We start from the raw sequence: 24142 nt of genomic DNA on the forward strand, positions 1-24142 counted from the left end.
TTTTTTGTGGGGAATTGCGATAGCGATCTCTAATGAACATTAATTAAAAGATAAACTAAATTGATATGTTTATTAGGCTGTTATCATTATGAAAATGCAGGAAAAATAGGTCTTTACGGAGAATATGATTATGTAGAGAAAAGTGATAGAATAGCATAGTAGACTTTTAATTTTGTATATAACTCCTTCTCTGTACTCTTGTTCGAAAGAAGGAGAGATTATGATGCCTGATAGTAGCAGGTGATTTCATAATATCAGAATGTTTTTTATTGCTGTACGATACACTTTCCGAAAAGAAGGTCAAGAAGATCGTACTATAACGAAATTAGGTGGTTATGAACGGAATGAAAGAACAATTTACCAAGCTATTTGGATTTAACGAGCGGAGCAGCGGAGAAGAAATCAAACAAATACCAGTTCATGAGGTCATTAGCAGTCCTTACCAACCACGGACTATATTCGATGACGAAAAAATCGATGAGTTATGCCAGACGATTAAAACTCATGGTGTCATTCAACCCATAGTTGTACGCATGCGCGATTCCGTGTACGAAATCATCGCAGGTGAACGACGCTGGCGAGCGGTTAAAAAACTTGGTTTAGAGACGATTCCAGCCATTGTTCGTGAATTCAATGATTCACAGGCCGCATCCATTGCGCTTATAGAAAACTTACAGCGTGAAGGTTTGACCTCCATTGAAGAAGCTGTAGCTTATCAAAAGTTAATTGATCTTCATCAATTGACGCAAGAAAGCTTGGCGCAACGATTAGGTAAAAGTCAGTCTACCATAGCTAATAAAATTCGCTTACTCAATTTGCCTGAAGAGGTTAAGATGGCATTGATGGAGCGCAAGATTTCCGAAAGACATGCACGTTCATTATTATCGCTAGATAGTGTGGAGATGCAGCTGAAAGTGTTAGCAGAGATCATTGCAAAAGGATTAAATGTTAAACAAACAGAAGCTCGTATTGCTTTCTACAAACAAGTCTCACAAACTAAAAAGTCAAAACGGGTTTCCTATACCAAGGATGTTCGTCTAGCTCTTAATACAATTCGTCAATCTATTGATATGGTGACAGGCTCAGGAATGGAAATCAAAACGTCAGAAAATGACCGCGGTGACCATTACGAGATTGTAATCCAAATCCCCAAAAGATAAATTGTTTCAAAAGCTGAAGGCGGCCCTGAGGTGATTGGCCGCCTTTTGTGTGGCTATAACCGGGATGTTGGCAAAACTTATAATTTAGAGTTTCAGTATTCAAAAGTTGTCTATATTCTTCATAAAGTGTGACGCAACATCAGCGTCAGGAACATTTGTACTTGCGATCTACGAGAAGATTCTTCCTAACTATTCGAGGTGAAATAAGTGTCCAAGATTATTGCCATAGCAAATCAAAAAGGCGGTGTCGGTAAAACAACAACCTCCGTGAACCTAGGTGCCGGTATGGCTACATTAGGAAAAAGAGTGCTTCTAGTTGATATCGATCCTCAAGGTAACACTACTAGCGGCGTTGGCATCAACAAGGCTGACGTGGCGAATTGTATATATGACATTCTTATAAATGAGGTAAATCCTCTAGAAACCATACTGGAAACTCAAAATGAAGGGCTGCATATCATTCCGGCGACGATTCAATTGGCAGGCGCGGAGATTGAGTTGGTATCAACGATTTCCAGAGAGCTAAAGCTAAAGAAGGCGCTAAATGCGGTTAAAAATAATTATGATTATATTATCATCGATTGTCCGCCTTCCCTGGGAATTTTGACGATCAATTCCCTTACTGCAGCGGATTCGGTAATCATCCCGATCCAATGTGAATATTATGCGCTTGAGGGCTTGAGTCAGCTATTAAACACCGTTCGTCTGGTGCAAAAAAATCTCAACCCGCATCTGAAGATAGAGGGAGTATTATTGACTATGCTTGATGCCCGTACCAATCTGGGAATTCAAGTGATAGAAGAGGTTAAGAAGTATTTCCAAGAAAAAGTATATAGAACGATTATTCCTCGGAATGTCCGGTTAAGTGAGGCGCCGTCTCATGGGCAATCCATTATTACTTATGATCCTCGCTCTAAAGGAGCAGAAGTGTATTTAGAGTTGGCAAAGGAAGTGATTTCTTATGAGTAAACGTTTAGGAAAAGGTCTGGATGCGCTAATCCCTTCTTTATCAATTAATGAAGATGATAAGGTAGTTGAGATCCCTTTAGCTCAACTCCGGGCTAATCCATATCAACCGCGCAAAGATTTTAATGAAGAGGCCATTCAAGAACTAGCAGAATCGATCAGACAACATGGCGTGATCCAGCCGATCATTGTTCGTAGCGTATTGAAGGGGTATGAGATCATTGCCGGTGAACGCAGATTCCGGGCCTCGCAATATTGTGGCAAAGCTACAATTCCAGCAGTCGTTAGAAATCTTAGTGATCAACAGGTCATGGAGATTGCATTAATCGAAAACTTGCAACGTGAGAACTTAAATGCAATGGAAATTGCTGTGGCTTACCAAGGCCTAATGGATCAATTTTCACTTACGCAGGAAGAACTCTCGCTTAAGGTAGGAAAGTCCAGATCACATATCGCCAACTTCCTGAGATTGCTTTCTTTACCTGAAGAAGTAAAAGAATATGTTTCACGTGGAACAATGTCAATGGGGCATGCACGGGCGATTGTTGCTTTAAAGGATCCAGAAGTGATTAAACAACTGGCCGAACAATGCGTGGAACAACAGTGGAGCGTCAGAGAATTAGAAGAAACAGTGAAGAACTTAGACCGTAAACCTGCAAATGGAATTAAAGTGAAAGTTGTTAAACGTGATCCCTATATTGATAATGTAGAGGAAGTATTGCGTGAACGTTTTAAAACAACGGTGAAAATAAAACAGGGTAAGGAAAAAGGGAAGATTGAACTGAATTACTACAGTGCTCAGGATTTAGAAAGATTGTTGGAATTATTGGGTAACTAAATGGGTATCTATGCTAAGAACATATCCTGAGATATCCTTAATCGGATAATTAGGGGTATGTTTTTTTGAATAAGTTGATTAAAAAAGGGTAATAGACGAGGAGCGAGGTTATGGAAGACTTCGTATATCTGGATCATGCAGCTACCTCATGGCCTAAACCACCAGAGGTTGCAGATGCGATGATGAATGCTCTGCAGTCAGGAGCGAATGCTGGTAGAGGGAATTACTCGCTAGCGATAGGAAGTGGCCGAGTGTTAGTAAGAACACGGAGTGCGCTGGCTAAGTTGTTCGGTGTATCTAATGCGCAAGATATAGCTTTTACCCATAATACTACGATGAGTTTAAATATGGCGATCAGAGGGACGCTTAAAGCGGGAGATCACGTGATTTCAACCATGACAGAACACAATTCTGTGAGACGGCCGCTGGAATACTTGCGTAAGACTCTAGGGATAAAAGTGGACTATCTAAAAGTAGATCGTGAAGGACAATTGGATTTACTAGAACTCGAAAATGCTTTTCGCTTAAACACCAAACTGGTCATTTGCAATCATAGCTCTAATTTACTTGGAAGCATACTGCCTATTAGCGATATTGGCGATATCGTTAAATCTCATGGCGCCGTATTTCTGGTAGATGCAGCTCAAAGCGCGGGTTCACTTGATATTGATGTTAAAAAAATGAATATAGACTTGTTGGCATTTCCGGGGCATAAAGGACTACTTGGACCACAAGGAACCGGCGGACTTTATATATCACCTGAATTGGATCTTGAACCCTTAATGTATGGAGGGACAGGTAGTCAATCGGAAAATAGCGAACAGCCCAATGTTCGTCCAGATCGGTATGAAGCAGGGACGCAAAATACGGTAGGGATTGCCGGTTTACTAGCAGGTGTTCAAAAGGTACAATCTTTAGGGATGAGCGTTATTCATGAGAGAGAGTGGGCGTTAACTCAAAGGCTAATGGAGGGTTTGTCTCACATCCCGAGCATTAGACTATTAGGACCCTCACTAGGCGCTCCAAGAACGGGTATTGTATCGTTTGTGGTGGATGGAGAAGAGTCAGCGAATATCGCTCACCGTCTAGATCGTGATTATAAAATAGCGGTTAGAGCAGGTATGCATTGTACCCCTTTGGCACATAAGGCAGTTGATACGCTAGAGAGTGGTGCTGTTCGGGCGAGTGTAGGTGTAGATACGACAGAGCATAATATAAGCAGAATGCTGGCTGCTATGGATGAGTTATATGGCAATGCCCGCAGCAGATGAATAAAAAGGATGGTCCATTCATGTCTGAATTAAATCAATTAATTAGTGAGCAGTTGAAGTGGTTTGTGTTTGGTTTTACAGTAATTATGTTGGTGCTGGTAATCACTGTGATCGCCCAGGGAGCTAAGCTGCGTGCTATGCGGCGTAAATATGAGGCCATGATGGCTGGGAACGGTGTGGAGGATCTGGAAGGCCTTCTAATTGATCTGAAGAACCAAAGCGACATGCTGGAAGAAGAACAACGTGAGCAAAAAGCCGTATTAGAAGCAACTCAAACTAGAATGCGTGGCATGAAGTCCAATATTGCGCTGAAGCGTTATAATGCCTTTGGTGAACGTGGCAATGATCTGAGTTTCTCAGTCGCTATACTGGATGACAACAGCAGTGGTATTGTATTAACCAGTCTTCATAATCGTGAGAATTCTTACATTTACTCTAAACCTATGCAGAATGGTGAATCACAATATGTGCTATCACCTGAAGAAAAAGAAGTCGTTACTCTCGCGTTGCAGCGGACCTAGCATGAAGATTCCATTGCTTTAAGGCAGAATATAGACTTGTCGCTATAATATCAGATAATCGCATCACTAAACTTAATCGCGTGTTCTGTAATACGAAATACTCCATAAAGCCGCCGACATTAACGATTCCTGTCAAATGGATATCACCTACCGGCGGCAATTGTTTATTTACGCCAGCGCCCGGTCGTAGAGGTCCTTCAACAACTTGGATACAGCCCACGCTAGTAGAGTGACCTAAACAAGCATCTATACCGATGACAAAAGGGTTGCTATATTTTTCATTGATTAGGGTCAAAGTTTCCTCAAGATTAACGGCATGGACAGGATTTTCAAGCGTTCCATATAAATGAAACAGCGGACTATGAAAACGTGACAATGCAGTACCAACTAAAGGACCAAGAGAGTCTCCTGTGGATCGGTCTGTACCCACACAAATGACGACAATCTGTGTCTCAGGGCGTGTACGTGCAAAATGGAAAAGTAGTCGGTGTGTAATAGCAGAATAGATATCGGGATCGGTATGTGATATTTTTAAACAGGATGTTTCTTGCGCTGATGTAGCTTTGGATGGAAAATTCATACTATCTTCCTTTCTGAGGCTGATTCTATTTGATGGTATCTAGTATATGGATAGAAGAGGGGTTTTATACTACAACGGCAAGAGATAGGACGATAAACCTATGGGAGGCGTAACGTAAATGCAAGAAGAGATGTTGATCGCGTTTGACTCTACCCAGCAGGCGCTTCGTGCTGAAATGTTGCTTGAATATGCAGAAATTGAGATTGATATATTCCCGACCCCGAAAGAGATCACGGCAGGGTGCGCGATATCGATTCAGTTTTATCCAAGTGCGCTGGTAGAGGTGCAGAGGATTGTAACTGAGCAGAATATCGAGATTCGCGGTATCTACGGAAAACACAACGAGAACTACATACTGATTGAGAGGTAGGGAGGAATACACGATATGAATAGGTGGATATTGGAGGCTGCTACTCCCGGTGATGCTGTAAAAGATGCTTTACGTTTTAAAGATAAGGTGTGGAATTGGTTTACCGATGCTGATATGTGGGCTAATGTCTTATTCGCAAGTTTGCGAATTCTTATTATTTTCCTCTTAACGAGGGTTATCATTAAGATTGTTTCTAATATTATTGATCGTTCGCTTGAGCGTAAAACTGGTGGCAGAATTCTCTCTAACACGCGAAGATTTACTACGGTAGGCGAATTGATGAAAAATGTAGTAACGGTTATCTGTAATTTTGTGATGATCATGATCGTTCTTTCAGAGTTCCACTTCGACTTAGCACCCTTGTTGGCCGGAGCGGGTGTGCTCGGTCTCGCAATAGGTTTTGGAGCACAAAGTCTGGTGAAGGATGTTATTACCGGCTTCTTTATTATTTTGGAGGACCAATTTGCAGTGGGTGATGTGATTCAGACAGGTACTTATAAAGGAACTGTTGAATTAATCGGATTACGAACAACAAGACTTCTTAGTGCTACCGGAGAAGTATTTATTATCCCTAATGGACTAATTACGAATGTGACGAACTATTCTCTTTCCAATGCATTGGCTGTAGTTGATGTTCCTGTTAAAATGGAGCGAAGCTTGGAAGCTACGTTAGGATTAATTGGCGAGGCGCTAAAAGGAATAGAAGAGCGCAACTCCAATGTGCTTGCTTACCCTAATGTGCTCGGTATACAGTCCATGAGTACCTCGGAATATGTGATTCGTATAGCAGCCAGTTGTGCTCCTAATGCAAGAGATGCAGCGGAAAGACAAATTCAAAACGATATCAAACAGGCACTTGAGAAACAAAACACACTGGAACAGGCTCAAGCGGAAGAGGAAGCACGTAAGAAAGCAGAAGCAGAGGCGAAGGCTGAAATAGATCTTGCAAAAACTGAACATGCACTAGAAGTTACAGGGTCGGCAAACACTGGATCAAGACGGCAAATCGCAGCTGCACAAGAAGGAGAAGAGGGGGAAGAATAGTGGAACGTAAAGTTTTTCAGCTTGGGGATATAGTACAAATGAAGAAGCAGCATCCTTGTGGATCTAATGAAATGGAAATTATTCGCATGGGGATGGATATCCGAATAAAATGTACAGGCTGTCAGCATAGTGTCCTGATTCCCCGTGCCAAATTCGAGAAGAATATGAAGAAGGTACTGCGTTCTTTGGAGGAAAATACAGACAATAATTAAGCTTGCAAATGGCATGTCTGCATGATACAATTATTTTTGCTGCGGAGAGGTACCCAAGAGGCCCAAGGGGGCTGACTCGAAATCAGTTAGGCGTGTCAAAGCGTGCGTGGGTTCGAATCCCACCCTCTCCGCCACTTCAGCATAATATAACCTTTAATGAATCCTTCGTTCCTGCAACGGAGGTTTTTTTGTGTCTATAATAGCCTATAAACGAATTCTATACAACACAAAAAGAAGGCCCCTTTCGGGTCCTTCTTCAGGAGGCAGTACATCAATGATGTTTGGAATTTCTCTGTTTATAGCGACTAAAGTGAATTAGGCGTTGCTGAGGCTAATGCTTTTTTAAGGCAATAACCCACTACTCTTCCCAGCTTACAATAGATGCTGAATCAGATCTCCTGTGATTGTGTTCGTCTACGACGGCCAACGGAACCACACCTCTCTTTTGTACTGCCTGAGTATAGTATGTGTATTATCGATTTTTTTATACACATTTATTTTTCAATTAATGTACCCGTGCCTTTTCAACCTTTTTCCACTTCCGATTTTTGTTGGTGGTCTCAGGGAAGGTGTCCCCTTTTTCCATCTTGATGTGCTGTGGATTCGAAATCTCAGTATGGAAGCTTCGCGCTTCGCCTACCTCTGTATACATGCCTGGATTGGGGGCTTTGTCGCCTTCTTCATATTCCGTCTTCTCACCCATTATTATTCCTCCTTTTTAATGTAGATGAATTCGTAATTATTGTGCGCAGGTAGTGTTTTTTTCATGTAAAAAGAGGGTGATGGATTGTCCTGTATTAATATTGCTTGCACTCTGCTGTTCATTTTGGTATATTAATCAGGTGCGAGTCTATGTTTGTGCTCGTTCCTTGCTCCTGACGTGATTAGGGGCCTCAGACCATAAGGAGGTGAAAATTATGCGCAAATATGAAGTGATGTACATTATTCGTCCTGACATTGAACAAGAAGCCGTTCAAGCAGCAGTCGATAAATTCCAAGGCATCATCTCCAATGGCGGGGAAATTACAAAGCACGAAGTGCAAGGTAAACGCCGTCTTGCGTATGAGATCAAGAAATTCCGTGATGGCGTTTATGTTTTGGTTAACTTCAATGCAGAACCTGCAGTAGTTACTGAATTAGAACGTCTTATGAAGATTTCTGACGAAGTTATTCGTTATCTCATTACGAACGACGTTGCTTAAGATCTTGACAAGCTTTGTAATGAATCGCTCTAAAGGAGGGGACCAGAATTGTTGAACCGTATCATTTTGATCGGACGGTTGACCCGTGACCCGGAACTTCGTTATACTCCCGCTGGTGTTGCCGTAACGCAATTTACGCTAGCCGTAGATCGTAACTTTACGGGCCAGAACGGTGAACGTGAGGCTGACTTCATCCCGGTTGTAACCTGGAGACAGCTAGCAGAAACCTGTGCCAATTACTTGCGCAAAGGTCGTCTGACAGCAGTGGAAGGACGCATCCAAGTGCGGAATTATGAGAATAACGAAGGCAAACGTGTATACGTAACTGAAGTTATTGCTGATAATGTTCGTTTCCTGGAATCTTCACAGAGCCGTGAAGGTGGAAATACTTCAAGTGGTGCAAGTAGTATGCCTGAAGAGCCAGCATATGGTGGCGGTGGTAACGCTGGACGCGGAAATAACAACAATAATTTCTCGCGTAACAACAATACTCAAGATCCTTTTTCGGGCGATGGTAAACCGATTGATATATCGGATGATGATTTGCCATTTTAATTAGGAAGGACTGAAAAGAATATGGCTTTTAAACCAAGAGAAGGCGCCGACAACGACAAAAGACCGGCACGTCGTGGTGGACGCAACAAGCGTAAAAAAGTTTGCTTTTTCACTGTGAACAAGATTACTCACATTGATTATAAAGATACCGAACTTCTTAAGAAGTTCATCAGCGAACGTGGAAAGATTTTGCCACGTCGTGTAACAGGTACTAGTGCAAAATACCAACGCGCTCTTACCATTGCTGTAAAACGCTCGCGTCAAATCGCGTTGCTTCCTTACACAACGGAATAGGACGTTTTATAAAAGCAGTCGGGAAACCGGCTGCTTTTTTTGTATGCAGAAAAGGAAGCATTATTAGTGCGGTAAGCATGAAATTAAATCATTTGGATGTGGAATCGTTTGACGTTGGCACTGTTATGTGTTAAATTACAGCTATCCTATAACTAAAGGGGAAATTTTGATGTCGGTGAACGTTCTTAACTAGCAATTTCATAACACTTGATTAGGAAGACTTTAGCAGGCTCGTCATGAGGCGATTACGTGCTTTATTTGCGTTCGTATTACGCAGCAGTCTGTTGTTCCTTACGGGTGGATGATTTAGTTAAGAACACACGAAGCGTCAAATGGCCTCTTTACGGCTGTTGTTCTCTTTGTAATTAACCGTGCTCTTATGCACGGTTTTTTTGTTTTTCGGCACCTGTTTTCAATTTCGGGAGCCTTAGAACCATAGGGGGCATCAGCATAAAAAGAAGGGCAAGGACTGCCATAGTGGCATTCTTTGCCCTTCTTTGCGTTAAGGAGAATTAGGTCTAAGCCAATAATAGAGATTTGAAGGAGGATTTGCTGTGAACTTACAAAGCTTAAGCACATTGGAATACGAAATGATTAAAACTGAACTTGGTCGTCATGCAGTATCTTATGTAGGGAAAAAAGCTGTAGGAGAGCTTATGCCAATGACCTCTCTGCCGACGATTCAAAGAGCAATGGAGGAAACTTCTGAAGCTAAAGAACTGCTGGAACGAGGATCGAGTGTACCCATTCCTTCATTAGAAGGCATTGAATGGATTATGTCCTTAATGGGGACTGGATATTTGTATAGTGAGCAAGATTTCACTGCGGTTGCTACATTTCTTAAGAGCTGTAGTCAACTGCGCAAATATATGGCCTCTAAAGAACAGAGTGCTCCACGGATTGCAGCATATGCATCCTCGCTGATGGAGTTAAATGACGTGAGGGAGGCTATTGATCGCTGTATCCGTTTTGGTGCGATTGACGATGGGGCAAGTAAGGGGTTAGAGCGAGTTCGTAAACGGATTGTAGTGGCTAAAGAACGTCTTCATAAAAAAATTGACGGAATTATGTCACGCCATCAATCGATTTTACAGGAGAATATCTACAGCCAGCGGGGTGGGCGTTATGTTATCCCCGTAAAACGAGAATATCATAAGCAAATAAAAGGATCTGTTCTTGATCAATCCACAAGTGGACAGACGGTGTTTATCGAACCAGACGAGATCGCTGCCCTCCAGATAGAGCTTGATTTACTATTAGGGGAAGAGGCGCGAGAAGAAGCTGTAATCCTCAGCATGCTAACTAGCTTGGTAGAACAGGAACAGACCGCACTGCAGCTTAATATTGAGGTTACGGGCACCTATGATTTTATTTTTGCCAAAGCTAAATATGCGCGAACGCTGGGGGCATCTGCTGTTACTCTGAACGCGAGAGGATTTCTTAAGATGAACGGAGGCAGACACCCCATGCTGAAGGGGATGATTCCGATCAATTTGGAGGTGGGTAAGGGCTATAAATCCCTCATTATTACAGGTCCGAATACAGGCGGCAAAACTGTAGTCCTCAAGACACTGGGGCTACTGACGATCATGGCTCAATCAGGGCTGTTAATTCCGGTCGAGGAGGGCAGCGAATTTACTGTTTTTACAGATGTGATCAGTGTAATCGGCGACGGACAAAGTTTGGCACAATCACTTAGTACGTTTTCGGCGCAAATGAAGAGTATTGAGGGGATGCTGAGAGATGCATCTAAAGGTGTGCTGCTGCTCATTGACGAGCTGGCGGCTGGTACGGATCCCGGGGAAGGCATTGCGCTCTCTATCGCGATTCTGGAAGAGCTGAGCCGTAAAGGGGCAAATATTATTGTTACCACACATTTTAATGAGTTAAAAGCCTTTGCTGCTGCAACGACTGGCTTTCAAAACGCAAGAATGGAATTCGACAAAGAAACACTACAGCCGTTGTATCGATTAACGATTGGAGAAGCGGGGGAGAGTTACGCGCTGCAAATTGCAAAGAAGCTGGGGATACAGGATAACGTTATCAAGCGATCATGGGAAATCGTAGAGGCGCAGCAACAAAGGTTGCAGAAAGGCGGCGGTGAGGCTTGGGGAAGTCTTTTTAGCAAAGAGGGAGAGAAGGGGCATGTTAAGCACGCCGTAGAGGCAAATGACAACACAGAAGAGGAGGTTACTCCATCCGTCAGCAGCAAGGAGAAGCTGGTCGTCCAATTTGAAATTGGAGATGCAGTTGTGGTAACTTCACTCGGCCGGACAGGGATCGTGTATGAGAAGAGAGATCATTTAGGAATGGTTGGCGTGATGATCCAGAAGCAAAAGCTGAGAATTAACCATAAGCGGTTGAAGCCATATCTTTCAAAAGAGGAGTTATATCCGGAGGAGTATGACTTTGATATTATTTTTGAGAGTAAAGATACTCGTAAAAAGCGCAAATTGATGCAGCGTAAACATGTTGAGGGTCTAAGGATTACGCATAGAGAGGAAGAATAAAGGAAGAATAAATGCAATGAAGATCTGTCCAAAAGACAGGTCTTTTTTTTAGATATAACGAAATATGTGAAATTCAAGCAGGAGTAAAGGCCTAGGGCTTAGAAGTTATTGTAACGCCAGAAAAACTTTGTTACAGTAAAACTATTTATATTCCATAGCTTATATGTAGATATATGTTCAACTAGAGAAGGGAAGAAACACATGAATAATAAGAAAATATGCAGGTTGTTGTTAACGCTGCTCGTGATGGCAACTTTATTGTCAGCATGTAGTAGGGCAACTTCCAGCAGTAATCCATTATCTTCGCGCCATAATTTAGTAGACGATAAGCCACAGGCTGGTGGAGTAGTTACCTACGGATTCTCCTCACCATTTACGGGTTTGTTTGAGCCTGCTTTTTATGAAGGGGAAGATGATTTTCATGTGCTGGAGTTTATTACTGAGCCGATGTTTCAGGTAAATGATGAACTAGTGACGGTTCCTAATATCGCCTCTTGGCAGGAATCTGATGATCATAAAGTATTTACCTTTAAAATTAAACCGGGCATCCGTTGGCATAATGGTGATGAATTAACGGTAGAGGATTGGAAATTCGCAATTGAAACGATTGCTAGTCCAGATTATACGGGCTCGCATTATTATAGTGTTGAAATGATTCAGGGTGCAGAAGCCTATCATGAGGGAGAAGCGAAGAGCATATCGGGATTGAAGGTCATAGATCCTTATACTTTGAAAATAACTGTAACGGCTGCACGGGTAAACACAATCGATAGTCTGTGGCCCTATCCGATGAATAAAAAATATTATACTGGAATTGCTGTTAAAGATATGCCTGAAAGTGACCAGATGCGGAAATCTCCTATAGGCATTGGTGCTTTTGAGGTTGAACATATTCAGCCTGGCCAGAGGGTAGAAATGAAACGTTTTGATCAATATTATAAGGGCAAAGCCCTATTGGATGGGATAGTGTATAAGGCATTTGACGATAAGGAAGTGACTGAACGCTTTCAAACAGGAGAAATCGATATAGAGTCAGCCCCTCGTGATGCTTATGATGATCTAAATAAACTGGAGAATGTAAACATCCTGCAAACTGCTGAGCTGGGCTATGAATATATAGGTTTTAAGTTCGGGCATTGGGATACGAAAACCGAAAAAATTGTAATGGATAACCCTAAATTTAAAGATAAAAGATTACGGCAAGCTATGTATTATGCTTTAGATCGTGAAGGAATCATTAAAGCATATTCCCACGGTCTAGCTGAGCCTATAGAGACTCCAATATCTAGCACTAGCTGGGCGAAGATTCCTGATACTGAGATTAATACTTACCTTTATAATCCTACTAAGGCTAAAGAACTGCTGGATGCTGCCGGGTTCTTGGATCTAGACGGTGATGGATTACGGGAAGACCCAAAGGGTCAGAAGCTGAAGATCCATTTTGATTCTATGCTAGGCAGTCAAACAGCAGAGCTACGTGCCAAAGCTATTTTAAGAAATTGGCGTGATGTTGGACTAGATGTACAGCTAAACGGTGGAGCATTAAAGGAATTCCACAACTTTTACGACGCAGTGGAAGCCGACGATCCGTCAATTGAACTCTTTTACGGAGTATGGGGGCTTGCGAGTGATCCCGATCCAACAGGTCTATGGAGAGAAAATGATCTATGGAACTATCCACGTTGGTCTTCAGAGCGGAATGAAGAGCTGATTCGTGAAGGCGTAAGTATGAAGGCATACGACATGGATTATCGTAAAGAAATATATTATGAGTGGCAGAAGCTGGTTAATGAAGAGGTACCTATGATCTTTTTTGCCGAACGAAAAGCCATTGTTCCAGTAAATAAGCGCCTACAGGGCGTTCGTGTGAATTCTATCAGTACGATTATAGACCCTTATAAATGGTGGATTAAGGAAGATGACGAAAAATAAAATAATAATTTTTTGTGAAAAGTGAAATCAAATTGTAGTTTCATTCGTCATATATAGTATGGAGGATGACGACGATGAAGAGACGGATAGTAGTGGGGGCAATCGCAGCTGTATTAGTCGTTGTCTTGATTGCGGTATGGAGGCCAACAGGGCTTGGTTTTAAACCGAATATTGACGCGGAATCAGCAGTGCTTCTAGATATGGATACCGGAGATATATGGGTGGATATTAATGGTGATGTACCCATGCCACCGGCCAGTGTATCTAAATTAATGACAGAAATGATTGTGCTGGATCAAATCTCCTCTGGAATGATTAGATGGGAGGATAGAGTCCCAATTAGTGCCTATGCAAGTAAAATGGGCGGCACAAGTCTCTCATTGAAGCGGGGAGAATTCTATACTATAAGGGAATTATTTGAAGGAGTCACTATATATTCTGCGAACGATGCTACTGTTGCATTGGCAGAGTATATGGCTGGTTCAGAAGCCTCTTTTGTGCTCATGATGAACGACAAGGCACGTAGTCTAGGTTTATCTACTCGCACAATATTTACTAATGCAACGGGACTATCAGGTAAGGATCTTGGTTTCACTGATCCGAATATGCATGTCAGCGGTGAGACAATGATGACAGCTCGTGATACCGCTAAACTGGCTGCCGCACTAATCTATCATCATCCGGATATTCTCAATATTTCTAGCCGTACACAAATGCATTTGAAGGATAAGGGGTTATATGTAAGTAATAGCAATTTCATGTTGCCAGCTATGGGTGGCATTTACGCTTATGAGGGTACAGATGGTTTAAAGACTGGACACAATACCCGGGCAGGATACTGCATTGCAGGCTCGGCTCAGCGGGATGGGCATAGGCTTATTGCAGTTGTTATGGGGGCAAAGACATATGAGAGCCGATTTGAAGGTGCAGCAAAATTATTTGATTACGGATTTTTTCGTGGTTTACAATCCGGAGATCGGGTTAAACATATGATGAATCCGCTCACAATTAGGAACTAAAGTCGGAGCGCCATACCAGTATTTATTACTTGGTTTGGTGCTTTTTCCCTATTCATGTCGTTATTTGTGGTTTCTTTTTATCCATTTAGTGATTACAATAGAAATATTGTTTTAGTCCACATTATTTTAGAGCCGCCAAAAACTTTTTTTCTATAATTTTGAATGACCTGAATTTCCTGAAAGGGGGGACAATAAGATAATGGAATAAGGAACAGTTGATCGCCGTGAGAAATAAAGTCATGACTGCCTGATAAAGATTCAGGAAGCATTATATATATGGCAAGCAATTATTCTACAATAAAGAAGGAATCAAAAATGAAGCAATCAAAGATGAAAAAAATAAAGAAAAGATATATCGCCCTCATTGTTCTCGTTGTTATTATAGCGGGAGGCTTTCTGTTTCGGAATTCCCTGGCTGTATTAGCCTTCGACCTCTTTTTGTCTGATCGGGTTGAAACTAAGCTAAAGGAAGAATCTTACCAGCCACTCAAGGATGATAACAAGGTTAAGCCAGAACCGGTTGTGTACAAGAGCGATCCGTTCTCAATCATGCTCTTAGGTACCGATCAACGTGATAATGAAACGGCACGTTCAGATACCATGATGTACGCTGTTGTTCGTCCTGAGGACTATAAGATCCTGCTTATTTCTATTCCGCGTGATACGTATACAGAAATTATAGGTCATAAGGATAATAAAAAGGATAAGATTACACATGCCTATGCTTTTGGGGGGCAACAGATGGCCAAGGATTCCCTAGAAGCACTGCTTGGTCATGATATTCAATATTATGCGACAATAAATTTCCAAGGACTCAAGGATGCTGTAGATGCTATTGGAGGCGTTCCGCTGCCGATTAAGAAAGACATTGTGAACAAAGGTAAGGATCATGAAAAGTTTACAATTGAAGCTAACAAGTCGCTTTATAACGGACAAGAAGCACTGAACTATACGCGTTATCGTGAGGATAGTGACTTTAACCGTACCAAACGTCAACAGGTTTTTATTGATGTCGTAGCAAATAAAATGTTATCCATCAGTCAAATTGGCAACATTCCGAAGTTGTTGGATATTATGGGAGATAATTTCAAAACTGATATAGAGCCTTCGATGATCATCAGTCTAGCCAAAAAATTCATGGGCGGAAAAGGCATGGATATCTCAAGCTTCACAGTCATGGGCGAAGGTAAACGTATGGATGGTGTTTATTATGATATCGTTGATGAAGAGGATTTGAGTGAAGCTAAGGCGATGATCGACAACTGGATGAGTGCGGCAACACCTGTAGATCAGCTAATTGAGCCGGGAAAAGCAAGTAATGCACTGGAGCCTAAATCAACAGCAGTTACGCAATAATTCTAAAGTGGAGTTCAAACTCATATAATTAATTGCAGCAGCCATTCACATTCTTATGGCTGCTGCTTACTGTCTTCATGCTATAATGTATTGGAACTATTATTAAGCTGCCACGTATTAATAATTTTGCATGGAAGTAAAAGGAAGTTAAAGAACCGTAATTCCTTCGGAACTCTTTGAGGAGGATCAAGAGATGAATATTGCATTTTTTTTACTTCCGAAACAGGAAGTCGCTTGCGTAACGATCGATTCAACGCTACGCCAAACGTTGGAGAGGATGGAGTATCACCGTTATACTGCTGTCCCTATTCTTAACCGAAATGGAGAATATGCTGGTACGGTTACAGAGGGTGATCTGCTCTGGTATATGAAGGAATCCGAGGGCAAGGTTACTTTCGAGAACGCTTCAAAATTCTTGCTTAAAGATTTGCCGTTAAGAATGAATAACAGACCTGTCTCGATTGATGCGGATATGGAAGATCTGATTAATTTGGCTAAGGTACAGAACTTTGTTCCTGTAGTCGATGATATGAACCGGTTTATTGGCATCGTTCGCCGGAGTCAAGTCATAGAATATTGTGAGAAATTTGTATCAAAACAATCACAAGAGTCATTATAGCCCAATTTATTCGCGGTAATAGAAGCATTCGGAACAAGGCCTGTATTTCCGGCGATAACGGAAAGCAGGTCTTTTTTAAAAATGTAAGAAGTACTAGTTCATCCCTTGTTGAAGCATACTTAAGGTGCGCGGGGCGCCCTTGTGTGACACGGAATTTTTTATGCTATAATTGAGAATAAAGCTTTTTGCCGGAGGTAGAGAGACGTGTCCAATGTGCCGAAGGATCTGGATGTAGCTAAACGCGCCAAGGTAATTGAATGGTTAAAAACAGAAGTGATTGACCAAGTTTCTCGGTTATTTAAAGCGTTATGGGAAGGCAGTACTACCCGTGTGGGGGACAGCCTGGCTAGTTTGATTATGAGCTCTTATATTTTGGGCCGCAGACTAGGGATTCCTTATCGGCAATTAGATGACTTGCTACTCGAGAAGCTCAGAAAGCATAAGCAGGAAGGGCATCAACTGGAAGAATGGTATCAAGATATATCTGCTTTAGAAGAACATATGCGTAAGAGGTGAATACTGTTGAAATTTCGCTGGTCATCTGTGGCTTGGAGCGTAGCGTACTTACTTTTGCTGCTAAGTTTAACGACTCCATTGCTCATCATCACTACCCTATTTATGATTGTTCCGGCAGTAGTGTTATTCACTACGCTGAACACCAAACAATTCGTTCTACATGTATTACCGGTGTTGCTGATTGTTGGTCTGATTACACCTATTTATGTGCTGATCGCGGCGTATTTCTTAATACCTGCTCTGGTTATGGGACGTTGGTATAAAAGACATGCTTCAGCAGTATCTACCGTGATTGCAGGTACAGTTACGATTCTTGGAGAATTCCTGGTACTCTTATTACTCGGTACGGCGTTATTTAATTTTGATTTGTCTACCTATGTGAACGATGTGCTGCAGATGGTTAACTCGCCTCTGTCTGATTTGGGTACCGCTAATCCACTGTTTACGGACCTTGGTTTTACGACTGAGGATGTAAACAAGCTAAGTCATATGACGGTTCAAATGATCCCAATGACTCTAATCGTAAGCTCTTTCATGATAGCTGTCATTACGCATTCTATTGTTCGTCCGATTCTGAACAGTATGAATTATGCAGTGCCTAAGATGAAGCCTGCTCGTGAATGGAGACTTTCGAGATCGTTTATTTGGTATTATTTGATTGGTGTGGTTCTTCAGCTCTTCTTCTCAGGATCAGAGAATAATTACATCCTCATGATTTCTGCCAATCTACTGCCGTTGCTGCGAATTGGCTTTATGATTCAGGCGATTGGATTTTTCTTCTTCCTGGCGCATGAACGCAAATGGAACAAGATGGTTGCCATTTTGCTAGCAATACCGGTCATTTTGCTGCCGCCGCTACGCATTATCGGTATTATTGATCTTGCTTTCCCGCTGCGGGAGTATGTGACGAAATCGAAACGATAGGGTGAGAGTTCATGCCTAAATTTCTGCAAAGACGCTGGCACGGCTATCATACCGTATGGGCGTTCATGCTGCTGTTGGCCCTTATTATAATTGTTAGTATTTATAACTGGGCTCTTGGGGTCGTCAGCCTGTTTCTGGCAGGTACATTATGCTTCTATATGCTAAAGACGGAGATTTCGTTCCGCCGCAATCTGGTGGAATATATTAATGGATTAACTTTTCGTATTAAGCGAGTGGAGGGAGAAGCAGTGAGTATGCTGCCCCTCGGTATCATTCTGTTTAGTGAAGATCGAACGGTAGAATGGAATAACCGCTACGCGGGTGATATTTTTGCACGCAAGTCTTTAGTGGGAGAACCGCTACTGGAATTGCTGCCGGATATGCAGTCTTTTTTTACGACAAATGTCTCGGGAAAACGGGATGTCCACAAAGAAGGCGTACTGCATGACACTCGCCTTGAGCTCACTGTGGATGAACGATTTTATCAAGCCGTCATTATTCCAAGTGAACGTATTCTTTACATGTATGACATCACTGAGCTTGTGGTGCTACGGGAACGTTATGAGGATGAGAAGCTGGCGATTGGCATAGTGATGATGGATAATCTAGATGAATCTGCTCAAGGAATGGATGATCAACAGCGCACTTCTCTGATCGCTAAGGTAGCGAGTGAGATCACCGAATGGAGTAAACAGTTTGAAGTTTACCTGCGGCGTCTGTCGTCTGAGCGGTATCTAATGCTACTTAATCATCGCAGTCTGCAAGCTCTGGAAGAAAGTCGTTTCGTTATTCTTGATGAGATTAGGGAAATGACGGCCGACCTTAAAGTGCCAATGACACTGAGTATTGGAATGGCTTTTGGAGCGGACTCTGCAAGCGAGCTAGGTGCCTTAGCACAATCCAGTTTGGATATGGCGCTCGGCCGAGGTGGAGATCAGGCTGCGGTAAAAGCAGGTCAGAGGTTGTCTTTTTACGGTGGAAAGAGTAATGCAGCGGAGAAGCGTACACGAGTGCGGGCACGAGTCATTGCGCATGCGCTGCGTGATTTAATGCAGGAGAGCGACCGTGTGCTGATCCTCGGTCACCGGACACCAGATATCGATGCTGTTGGTGCTGCGATAGGCCTTCTGAGAGCCGCACAGATGTATAATGTAGAGGCTAGCATTGTGATGGAGACGCCTAATCCTTCCATAACGAACATGATGGAGCAGATTCGGAAAGATGATGAATTGTATAAGTCATTCATCACAACGGAGCAGTCTTTACAAGTGATGACGGAGCATACACTGCTTATTGTTGTGGACACCCATAAGGCGTCTATGACAATGGAACCGCGGCTTGTGCAATATGCGAGTAGAATCGTGGTGGTGGATCATCACCGTAGAGGTGAAGAGTTCATCAATGATGCTGTACTTGTCTATTTAGAGCCTTATGCTTCATCAACCTGTGAGCTGGTGACAGAGTTGCTTCAATATATCCATGAGAAGGTAAAGATTAGTCCATTGGATGCTACAATGCTTTTAGCGGGAATTACTGTAGATACGAAGCACTTTGCACTGCATACAGGCTCACGTACATTTGAAGCTGCAGGGTTTCTGCGCCGAAATGGTGCGGATACCGTTCTTATTCAGCGTATGCTGAAGGAGGATTTACAGGAGTATATTTCAAAAGCCGAGATTATCAAACATGCGCGTATGATTTATGATCAAATCGCATTAGTCGTTACGGCACCAGGTATGAAGATTCCACAGCTACTTATCGCTCAGACTGCGGATACATTACTTGGGATGACAAACGTAGTTGCTTCATTTGTCATTAGCGAGCGACCAGACGGCCTGATAAGCATTAGTGCTCGATCACTTGGGCGTATGAACGTACAGGTCGTGATGGAAAAAATGGGTGGCGGTGGGCATCTATCGAACGCCGCCGTACAGCTAGAAGGAACATGTAAAGAAGCAGAAGCCAGACTGCTGCAGGTGCTGGCTGAAATCGAATCGAAAGAGGGTTTATTCGAATGAAGGTCATTTTCATAAAAGATGTTAAGGGTCAAGGTAAAAAAGGTCAGGTTAAAGAGGTATCCGAAGGTTATGCTTCGAACTTCCTATTACCACGTGGATTAGTTCGTCCGGCAACGGAAGGTAATGTGAAGACGCTTGAGAATCAAGCAGCTGCTGAACAACGCCGTAAAGATAACGAAAAAGAAGAAGCTCAGCAACTGGGCAAGAAGATAGATGAGCTTACCTTGACTATGAAAGCAAAAGCAGGTGAAGGCGGCCGTCTATTCGGCGCAATCACGAGCAAACAAATTGCTGAAACGCTAGCTGCCACGCAAAGCATTTCCATTGATAAGCGCAAGATTGAGCTAGGAGAGCCGATTCGTCATTTGGGAGTATTTCAAGTAAGTATAAAACTACACACTGAAGTAAAGGCTACCCTTAAGGTTCAGGTAACGGAGGAGTAACATGGGTGGAGATCTCTTTTTCGATCGGGTTCCCCCGCAGAATCTTGAGGCGGAGCAAGCGGTAATTGGTGCTGTTCTGTTGCAGGATGAAGCGCTCATTACTGCAATGGAACGGGTGAATACCGAAGACTTCTACGATAAAGCGCATCAAATGATTTTTGAGGCGATGGTGCAGCTCGGAGAAGAGAGCCAGCCGATTGATCTTGTTACGCTTACTTCTAGACTGCAGGACAAGGGAGAACTCGAAGATATTGGTGGTGTTAGCTACCTAGCTAAGCTGGCGCATGCTGTGCCTACTGCGGCTAACGTAGAATACTACGCGCAGATTATTGAAGAAAAGGCTATGCTACGACGTTTGATTCGTACAGCGACGCAGATCGTAAGCGAGGGTTACACCGGTGGCGAAGATGTAGCCGATATGCTGAGTGATGCAGAACGGCGAATTCTTGAAATCTCTAACCGGCGCAGTGGCAGTGGATTTATCGCAATCCGCGATGTATTGATGGAAGTATTTGATAAGGTTGAACTCCTTCATCAGAATAAAGATAAGGGCGGCATGTCAGGTATACCAACAGGATTTGTGGATTTAGACCATATGACTAATGGATTTCAGCGCAATGATTTGATCATTGTTGCAGCCCGTCCTTCTGTAGGTAAGACAGCATTCGCGCTAAATATTGCTCAGAATGTGGCCGTACGTGCCAAAGAGACGGTTGCCATATTTAGTCTGGAAATGTCTGCGCCGCAGCTAGTTCAACGGATGATTTGTGCGGAAGCTAATCTCGATGCGAATACTATGCGTACCGGTGACTTCAAGAGTGATGATGATTGGTCGAAGCTGACTATGGGCATTCAGTCCCTATCGGAGGCGGAGATTTATATCGATGATACAGCAGGGATTACTGTAACGGATATTCGTGCGAAATGCCGGAGGCTCAAGAAGGAAAAGGGCCTGGGGATGATTGTCATTGACTACTTGCAGCTCATTCAGGGCCGCGGTAAAGGCGGGGAAAACCGTCAGCAGGAAGTATCGGATATATCCCGTACACTGAAGCAGATCGCCCGTGAATTGGACGTGCCGGTTATCGCCCTGTCCCAGCTTAGCCGGGGTGTGGAACAACGTCAGGATAAACGACCGATGATGAGTGACTTGCGTGAATCCGGTTCTATCGAGCAGGATGCCGACATTGTTGCGTTCCTGTATCGTGACGACTATTACAATCAGGACACTGAGAAGAAAAATATTATTGAAATTATTATAGCTAAACAGCGTAATGGTCCCGTTGGGACGGTAGAGCTTGTCTTCCTCAAAAATTTCAACAAGTTCGTTAACTACGAGCGAGCACATGCAGAACCATTTGCTGGGTAACCTGTCATGTATGATATCCGAACGATTGCACATTTCTTTGTGTAATCGTTCGTTTTATTTGACTTTGAAAAAAACGGCTGTTACACTGAGTATTGTCCTTTAGTGGGTAAATCCGCTTGGAGTCCGGAGGGCTACGTACATAAGAATGACGTACAGGGCCCATATTATGAAAAATAATGGTGCTGGCTAGCACCTACGGAGGAATGAACATGTCAACGGTAGTCGTCGTGGGAACACAATGGGGAGACGAAGGTAAAGGGAAAATCACTGACTTTCTAGCGGAAAGTGCAGATGTGGTTGCCCGTTATCAAGGGGGCAATAATGCCGGTCACACGATTCTGATTGACGGTGAGAAGTTTAAGCTCAGCTTAATCCCTTCTGGTGTATTTTATAAAGAAAAGACTTGTGTGATTGGTAACGGGATGGTTATTAATCCAGCTGCCTTGATCCAAGAAATTAATTATATTCACGAGAACGGTTTTGACACTAAGAACTTAGTGATCAGCGATCGTGCTCATGTTATTATGCCTTATCACATGGTACTGGATGCTCTGGAAGAAGACCGCAAGGGTCCGAACAAGATTGGTACAACACGCAAAGGTATCGGTCCATGTTACATGGATAAGGCTGCACGTAACGGTATCCGTATTGCTGACCTGATGGACGCTGAGGAATTCGAATTGAGACTTCGTCACTTGATGGAAGAGAAGAACCAAGTGATTACTCAAGTATATGGCGCGGAAGCTCTTGACGTTGAAGAGATTCTGACTCAGTACCTGGAATATGCGGAAGTGCTACGTAATTATGTGACAGATACGTCGGTCATTCTTAATGAAGCTATTGATGCAGACCGCAAAGTATTGTTTGAAGGTGCACAAGGGGTAATGCTTGATATCGATCAAGGTACGTATCCGTTTGTTACTTCTTCTAACCCTTCTGCAGGTGGCGTATGCATAGGTTCTGGTGTTGGACCTTCTAAGATTAAACAGGTTATCGGGGTTGCTAAAGCCTACACTACTCGTGTTGGAGATGGCCCGTTCCCTACAGAACTGAATGATGCAACGGGTGATTATATCCGTGAAACAGGTCATGAATATGGCACAGTTACAGGACGTGCTCGTCGTGTAGGTTGGTTCGACAGTGTTGTTGTAAGTCACGCTCGTCGTGTAAGTGGAATCACAGGCTTGTCTCTTAACTCGCTGGATGTGCTGAGCGGACTTGAGACTGTGAAGATCTGCACAGGCTACAAATACCGTGGTGAAGTAATCACGCATTACCCAGCTAGCCTTAAGATGCTGGCAGAGTGTGAAGCGGTATATGAGGAGCTTCCAGGTTGGAGCGAAGATATTACTTCCGCAAAAACATTGGACGATCTGCCAGCAAATACACGCAGATATGTTGAACGTGTATCTGAGCTTACAGGGATTCCGATCGCCATCTTCTCAGTAGGCCGTAACCGTGAGCAGACGAATCAAGTAACGCCAATTTATATTTAAATAAATTTACTCATTTATAAGGGACCTCGCGAGAGGTCTCTTTTTTATGTTTACTTTTATGCGTATGTTTCCCGAAGCCGGTTCTAGTCAATACTGGAACTATAGAAAAACATGGAAAAAATATACCAGATAGACTTGGACATAGGTGAGAGGAGAGAAGAAATGAAGATCGTGAAGCGTGCACTGGGAGTATGTCTAATTGTAGTACTCGCAAGTACACTTTCAATTCTAACTACAGGCGTGGTTGTAAATGCTTATATTCAGTCGGTGCTGGCAAGCTTCGATATTAAAGTGGATAGTCCAGGCCCAGGTTTAGGCGGGATGGTCAAGAGTATTATTGGCATGGATAGCCAATCGGATACCAATAAAGTAAATAAAGAAGCGACGACAACAGGCAGCACGGTAAACAAGGATAAAGATAACAGTAAGGATACACCTGAAAAAGGGGAGCCGGTGGAGGAAAAAGCACCCGAGGATGCTTTACCGGTTATGGGCCAAGCCTCAAATGAGTCTTCTACTAACGAAAGCCAGAGCGGGAGTTCTGAGGATCAAAAATTGGTAATGACACCTGAGGCAATAGGTGACTTAAAAGATAATCTTCCTTCGGCGGAGAAGGTAAATATATTCAATATCTTGATGTCCAAGCTACCGCAGGATGAGATGCAGAAAATTTCCACAGCTATGGAGGATGGATTAACAGAGGATGAGGTTAAGGAGCTGCAACAAGTCATTGCCAAATATGTTGATCCTGATGAATACGAGAGTATAATGAAAATGCTTACACCAACTACAGGAACTCTACAGCAACCATAGTAATTGTCAATTTATAGACACAAGAAAAAGGCTAAATTTTCATATTTGCGCAAAAAACCCGCGTATTTCGTGGGTTTTTTTATGTGTACAAAGTTGAAATTTTTTGCTCAGCTA

Annotated in this window: 25 protein-coding genes and 1 tRNA gene; 24 read left to right on the top strand and 2 right to left on the bottom strand. The window is 42.8% G+C overall.

Annotated features, from left to right (window positions below):
• The first annotated feature begins 344 nt into the window (after nt 1-344).
• The 5 genes from noc to CA598_RS11245 all read left to right on the top strand — a co-directional run bounded on the left by noc (nt 345) and on the right by CA598_RS11245 (nt 4756).
• Nucleotides 345-1160: a nucleoid occlusion protein gene (noc, locus tag CA598_RS11225; protein WP_094869724.1), complete on the top strand. Its 816-nt coding sequence runs from the start codon at nt 345-347 to the stop codon at nt 1158-1160.
• A 207-nt stretch (nt 1161-1367) separates the two neighbouring features.
• Nucleotides 1368-2129 (top strand): ParA family protein, encoded by a 762-nt coding sequence (locus CA598_RS11230; RefSeq protein WP_094869725.1) that lies wholly within the window; start codon nt 1368-1370, stop codon nt 2127-2129.
• On the top strand, nt 2122-2964 hold the full coding sequence (locus tag CA598_RS11235) for a ParB/RepB/Spo0J family partition protein (protein WP_094876548.1): 843 nt from the start codon (nt 2122-2124) through the stop codon (nt 2962-2964). Before CA598_RS11230 ends, CA598_RS11235 begins: the two co-directional genes overlap by 8 nt.
• A 110-nt stretch (nt 2965-3074) precedes the next feature.
• Entirely contained in the window at nt 3075-4235 is a 1161-nt protein-coding gene (locus CA598_RS11240) for an aminotransferase class V-fold PLP-dependent enzyme (protein WP_094876549.1), read from the top strand.
• Nucleotides 4236-4255: 20 nt separating this feature from the next.
• Nucleotides 4256-4756 carry a DUF4446 family protein gene (locus CA598_RS11245; RefSeq protein WP_094876550.1) on the top strand — a complete coding sequence of 167 codons (501 nt, stop codon included), beginning with the start codon at nt 4256-4258 and terminating at the stop codon, nt 4754-4756.
• Here the strand turns inward: CA598_RS11245 and yyaC are convergent.
• Nucleotides 4731-5336: a spore protease YyaC gene (yyaC, locus tag CA598_RS11250; RefSeq protein WP_094869729.1), complete on the bottom strand. Its 606-nt coding sequence runs from the start codon at nt 5334-5336 to the stop codon at nt 4731-4733. The two genes, CA598_RS11245 and yyaC, sit on opposite strands and share 26 nt — an antisense overlap.
• 118 nt (nt 5337-5454) lie before the next feature.
• Here yyaC and CA598_RS11255 point away from each other — a divergent pair, with 118 nt between their 5' ends.
• The 4 genes from CA598_RS11255 to CA598_RS11270 all read left to right on the top strand — a co-directional run bounded on the left by CA598_RS11255 (nt 5455) and on the right by CA598_RS11270 (nt 7096).
• Nucleotides 5455-5706, top strand: coding sequence for a putative Se/S carrier protein (locus tag CA598_RS11255; protein WP_094876551.1), 252 nt, complete (start codon nt 5455-5457; stop codon nt 5704-5706).
• Between the two features lie 15 nt (nt 5707-5721).
• A complete protein-coding gene (locus CA598_RS11260) occupies nt 5722-6750 on the top strand; it encodes a mechanosensitive ion channel family protein (protein ID WP_094869731.1) in 1029 nt (342 codons plus the stop codon).
• Nucleotides 6750-6962: a DUF951 domain-containing protein gene (locus CA598_RS11265; protein WP_094869732.1), complete on the top strand. Its 213-nt coding sequence runs from the start codon at nt 6750-6752 to the stop codon at nt 6960-6962. The genes CA598_RS11260 and CA598_RS11265 overlap by 1 nt, the downstream gene beginning before the upstream one ends.
• 43 nt (nt 6963-7005) lie before the next feature.
• Nucleotides 7006-7096: transfer RNA gene (locus CA598_RS11270), tRNA-Ser, on the top strand.
• A gap of 371 nt (nt 7097-7467) precedes the next feature.
• Here the strand turns inward: CA598_RS11270 and CA598_RS11275 are convergent.
• The gene (locus CA598_RS11275) at nt 7468-7665 is read right to left on the bottom strand and encodes a YjzC family protein (RefSeq protein ID WP_042131720.1); all 198 of its coding nucleotides are present in this window, start codon (nt 7663-7665) and stop codon (nt 7468-7470) included.
• A 214-nt stretch (nt 7666-7879) separates the two neighbouring features.
• Here CA598_RS11275 and rpsF point away from each other — a divergent pair, with 214 nt between their 5' ends.
• The 15 genes from rpsF to CA598_RS11350 all read left to right on the top strand — a co-directional run bounded on the left by rpsF (nt 7880) and on the right by CA598_RS11350 (nt 24028).
• Complete coding sequence (gene rpsF / locus CA598_RS11280) at nt 7880-8164, top strand: 30S ribosomal protein S6 (protein ID WP_036677776.1); 285 nt, start codon at nt 7880-7882, stop codon at nt 8162-8164.
• A 48-nt stretch (nt 8165-8212) separates the two neighbouring features.
• Complete coding sequence (gene ssb / locus CA598_RS11285; protein ID WP_036677780.1) at nt 8213-8719, top strand: single-stranded DNA-binding protein; 507 nt, start codon at nt 8213-8215, stop codon at nt 8717-8719.
• Between the two features lie 21 nt (nt 8720-8740).
• Nucleotides 8741-9013: a 30S ribosomal protein S18 gene (rpsR, locus tag CA598_RS11290; RefSeq protein WP_036651767.1), complete on the top strand. Its 273-nt coding sequence runs from the start codon at nt 8741-8743 to the stop codon at nt 9011-9013.
• Between the two features lie 554 nt (nt 9014-9567).
• On the top strand, nt 9568-11523 hold the full coding sequence (locus tag CA598_RS11295; RefSeq protein ID WP_094876552.1) for an endonuclease MutS2: 1956 nt from the start codon (nt 9568-9570) through the stop codon (nt 11521-11523).
• A 201-nt stretch (nt 11524-11724) separates the two neighbouring features.
• Nucleotides 11725-13455 (top strand): oligopeptide ABC transporter substrate-binding protein, encoded by a 1731-nt coding sequence (gene opp4A, locus CA598_RS11300; protein ID WP_094876553.1) that lies wholly within the window; start codon nt 11725-11727, stop codon nt 13453-13455.
• Nucleotides 13456-13529: 74 nt separating this feature from the next.
• On the top strand, nt 13530-14474 hold the full coding sequence (locus tag CA598_RS11305; protein WP_094876554.1) for a D-alanyl-D-alanine carboxypeptidase family protein: 945 nt from the start codon (nt 13530-13532) through the stop codon (nt 14472-14474).
• Nucleotides 14475-14789: 315 nt separating this feature from the next.
• Nucleotides 14790-15830 (top strand): LCP family protein, encoded by a 1041-nt coding sequence (locus CA598_RS11310; protein WP_179281570.1) that lies wholly within the window; start codon nt 14790-14792, stop codon nt 15828-15830.
• A gap of 193 nt (nt 15831-16023) precedes the next feature.
• Complete coding sequence (locus tag CA598_RS11315) at nt 16024-16449, top strand: CBS domain-containing protein (RefSeq protein WP_042193039.1); 426 nt, start codon at nt 16024-16026, stop codon at nt 16447-16449.
• A gap of 213 nt (nt 16450-16662) precedes the next feature.
• Nucleotides 16663-16965: a MazG-like family protein gene (locus tag CA598_RS11320; RefSeq protein ID WP_170880353.1), complete on the top strand. Its 303-nt coding sequence runs from the start codon at nt 16663-16665 to the stop codon at nt 16963-16965.
• Between the two features lie 6 nt (nt 16966-16971).
• Nucleotides 16972-17889: a DUF2232 domain-containing protein gene (locus tag CA598_RS11325; protein ID WP_094869736.1), complete on the top strand. Its 918-nt coding sequence runs from the start codon at nt 16972-16974 to the stop codon at nt 17887-17889.
• Between the two features lie 11 nt (nt 17890-17900).
• Nucleotides 17901-19907, top strand: coding sequence for a DHH family phosphoesterase (locus CA598_RS11330; RefSeq protein WP_094869737.1), 2007 nt, complete (start codon nt 17901-17903; stop codon nt 19905-19907).
• Nucleotides 19904-20350 (top strand): 50S ribosomal protein L9, encoded by a 447-nt coding sequence (gene rplI / locus CA598_RS11335; protein ID WP_094869738.1) that lies wholly within the window; start codon nt 19904-19906, stop codon nt 20348-20350. The genes CA598_RS11330 and rplI overlap by 4 nt, the downstream gene beginning before the upstream one ends.
• Nucleotide 20351: 1 nt before the next feature.
• Entirely contained in the window at nt 20352-21719 is a 1368-nt protein-coding gene (dnaB, locus tag CA598_RS11340) for a replicative DNA helicase (protein WP_042131710.1), read from the top strand.
• A gap of 209 nt (nt 21720-21928) precedes the next feature.
• Entirely contained in the window at nt 21929-23215 is a 1287-nt protein-coding gene (locus CA598_RS11345) for an adenylosuccinate synthase (protein ID WP_060626292.1), read from the top strand.
• 162 nt (nt 23216-23377) lie between these two features.
• Entirely contained in the window at nt 23378-24028 is a 651-nt protein-coding gene (locus CA598_RS11350) for a hypothetical protein (RefSeq protein WP_094876555.1), read from the top strand.
• Nucleotides 24029-24142: the final 114 nt, after the last annotated feature.

The organism is Paenibacillus sp. VTT E-133291 (assembly GCF_002264395.1).
Taxonomy (GTDB): Bacteria; Bacillota; Bacilli; order Paenibacillales; family Paenibacillaceae; genus Paenibacillus_AQ; species Paenibacillus_AQ nitricinens.

Excerpts from the sequence above, each read along its gene's own strand:
- noc (WP_094869724.1), top strand. The coding sequence starts at position 345 with ATGAAAGAACAATTTACCAAGCTATTTGGATTTAACGAGCGGAGCAGC.
- CA598_RS11235 (WP_094876548.1), top strand. The coding sequence starts at position 2,122 with ATGAGTAAACGTTTAGGAAAAGGTCTGGATGCGCTAATCCCTTCTTTA.
- CA598_RS11240 (WP_094876549.1), top strand. The coding sequence starts at position 3,075 with ATGGAAGACTTCGTATATCTGGATCATGCAGCTACCTCATGGCCTAAA.
- CA598_RS11245 (WP_094876550.1), top strand. The coding sequence starts at position 4,256 with ATGTCTGAATTAAATCAATTAATTAGTGAGCAGTTGAAGTGGTTTGTG.
- yyaC (WP_094869729.1), bottom strand. The coding sequence starts at position 5,336 with ATGAATTTTCCATCCAAAGCTACATCAGCGCAAGAAACATCCTGTTTA.
- CA598_RS11255 (WP_094876551.1), top strand. The coding sequence starts at position 5,455 with ATGCAAGAAGAGATGTTGATCGCGTTTGACTCTACCCAGCAGGCGCTT.
- CA598_RS11260 (WP_094869731.1), top strand. The coding sequence starts at position 5,722 with ATGAATAGGTGGATATTGGAGGCTGCTACTCCCGGTGATGCTGTAAAA.
- CA598_RS11275 (WP_042131720.1), bottom strand. The coding sequence starts at position 7,665 with ATGGGTGAGAAGACGGAATATGAAGAAGGCGACAAAGCCCCCAATCCA.
- rpsF (WP_036677776.1), top strand. The coding sequence starts at position 7,880 with ATGCGCAAATATGAAGTGATGTACATTATTCGTCCTGACATTGAACAA.
- rpsR (WP_036651767.1), top strand. The coding sequence starts at position 8,741 with ATGGCTTTTAAACCAAGAGAAGGCGCCGACAACGACAAAAGACCGGCA.
- opp4A (WP_094876553.1), top strand. The coding sequence starts at position 11,725 with ATGAATAATAAGAAAATATGCAGGTTGTTGTTAACGCTGCTCGTGATG.
- CA598_RS11305 (WP_094876554.1), top strand. The coding sequence starts at position 13,530 with ATGAAGAGACGGATAGTAGTGGGGGCAATCGCAGCTGTATTAGTCGTT.
- CA598_RS11310 (WP_179281570.1), top strand. The coding sequence starts at position 14,790 with ATGAAGCAATCAAAGATGAAAAAAATAAAGAAAAGATATATCGCCCTC.
- CA598_RS11315 (WP_042193039.1), top strand. The coding sequence starts at position 16,024 with ATGAATATTGCATTTTTTTTACTTCCGAAACAGGAAGTCGCTTGCGTA.
- CA598_RS11330 (WP_094869737.1), top strand. The coding sequence starts at position 17,901 with ATGCCTAAATTTCTGCAAAGACGCTGGCACGGCTATCATACCGTATGG.
- rplI (WP_094869738.1), top strand. The coding sequence starts at position 19,904 with ATGAAGGTCATTTTCATAAAAGATGTTAAGGGTCAAGGTAAAAAAGGT.
- dnaB (WP_042131710.1), top strand. The coding sequence starts at position 20,352 with ATGGGTGGAGATCTCTTTTTCGATCGGGTTCCCCCGCAGAATCTTGAG.
- CA598_RS11345 (WP_060626292.1), top strand. The coding sequence starts at position 21,929 with ATGTCAACGGTAGTCGTCGTGGGAACACAATGGGGAGACGAAGGTAAA.
- CA598_RS11350 (WP_094876555.1), top strand. The coding sequence starts at position 23,378 with ATGAAGATCGTGAAGCGTGCACTGGGAGTATGTCTAATTGTAGTACTC.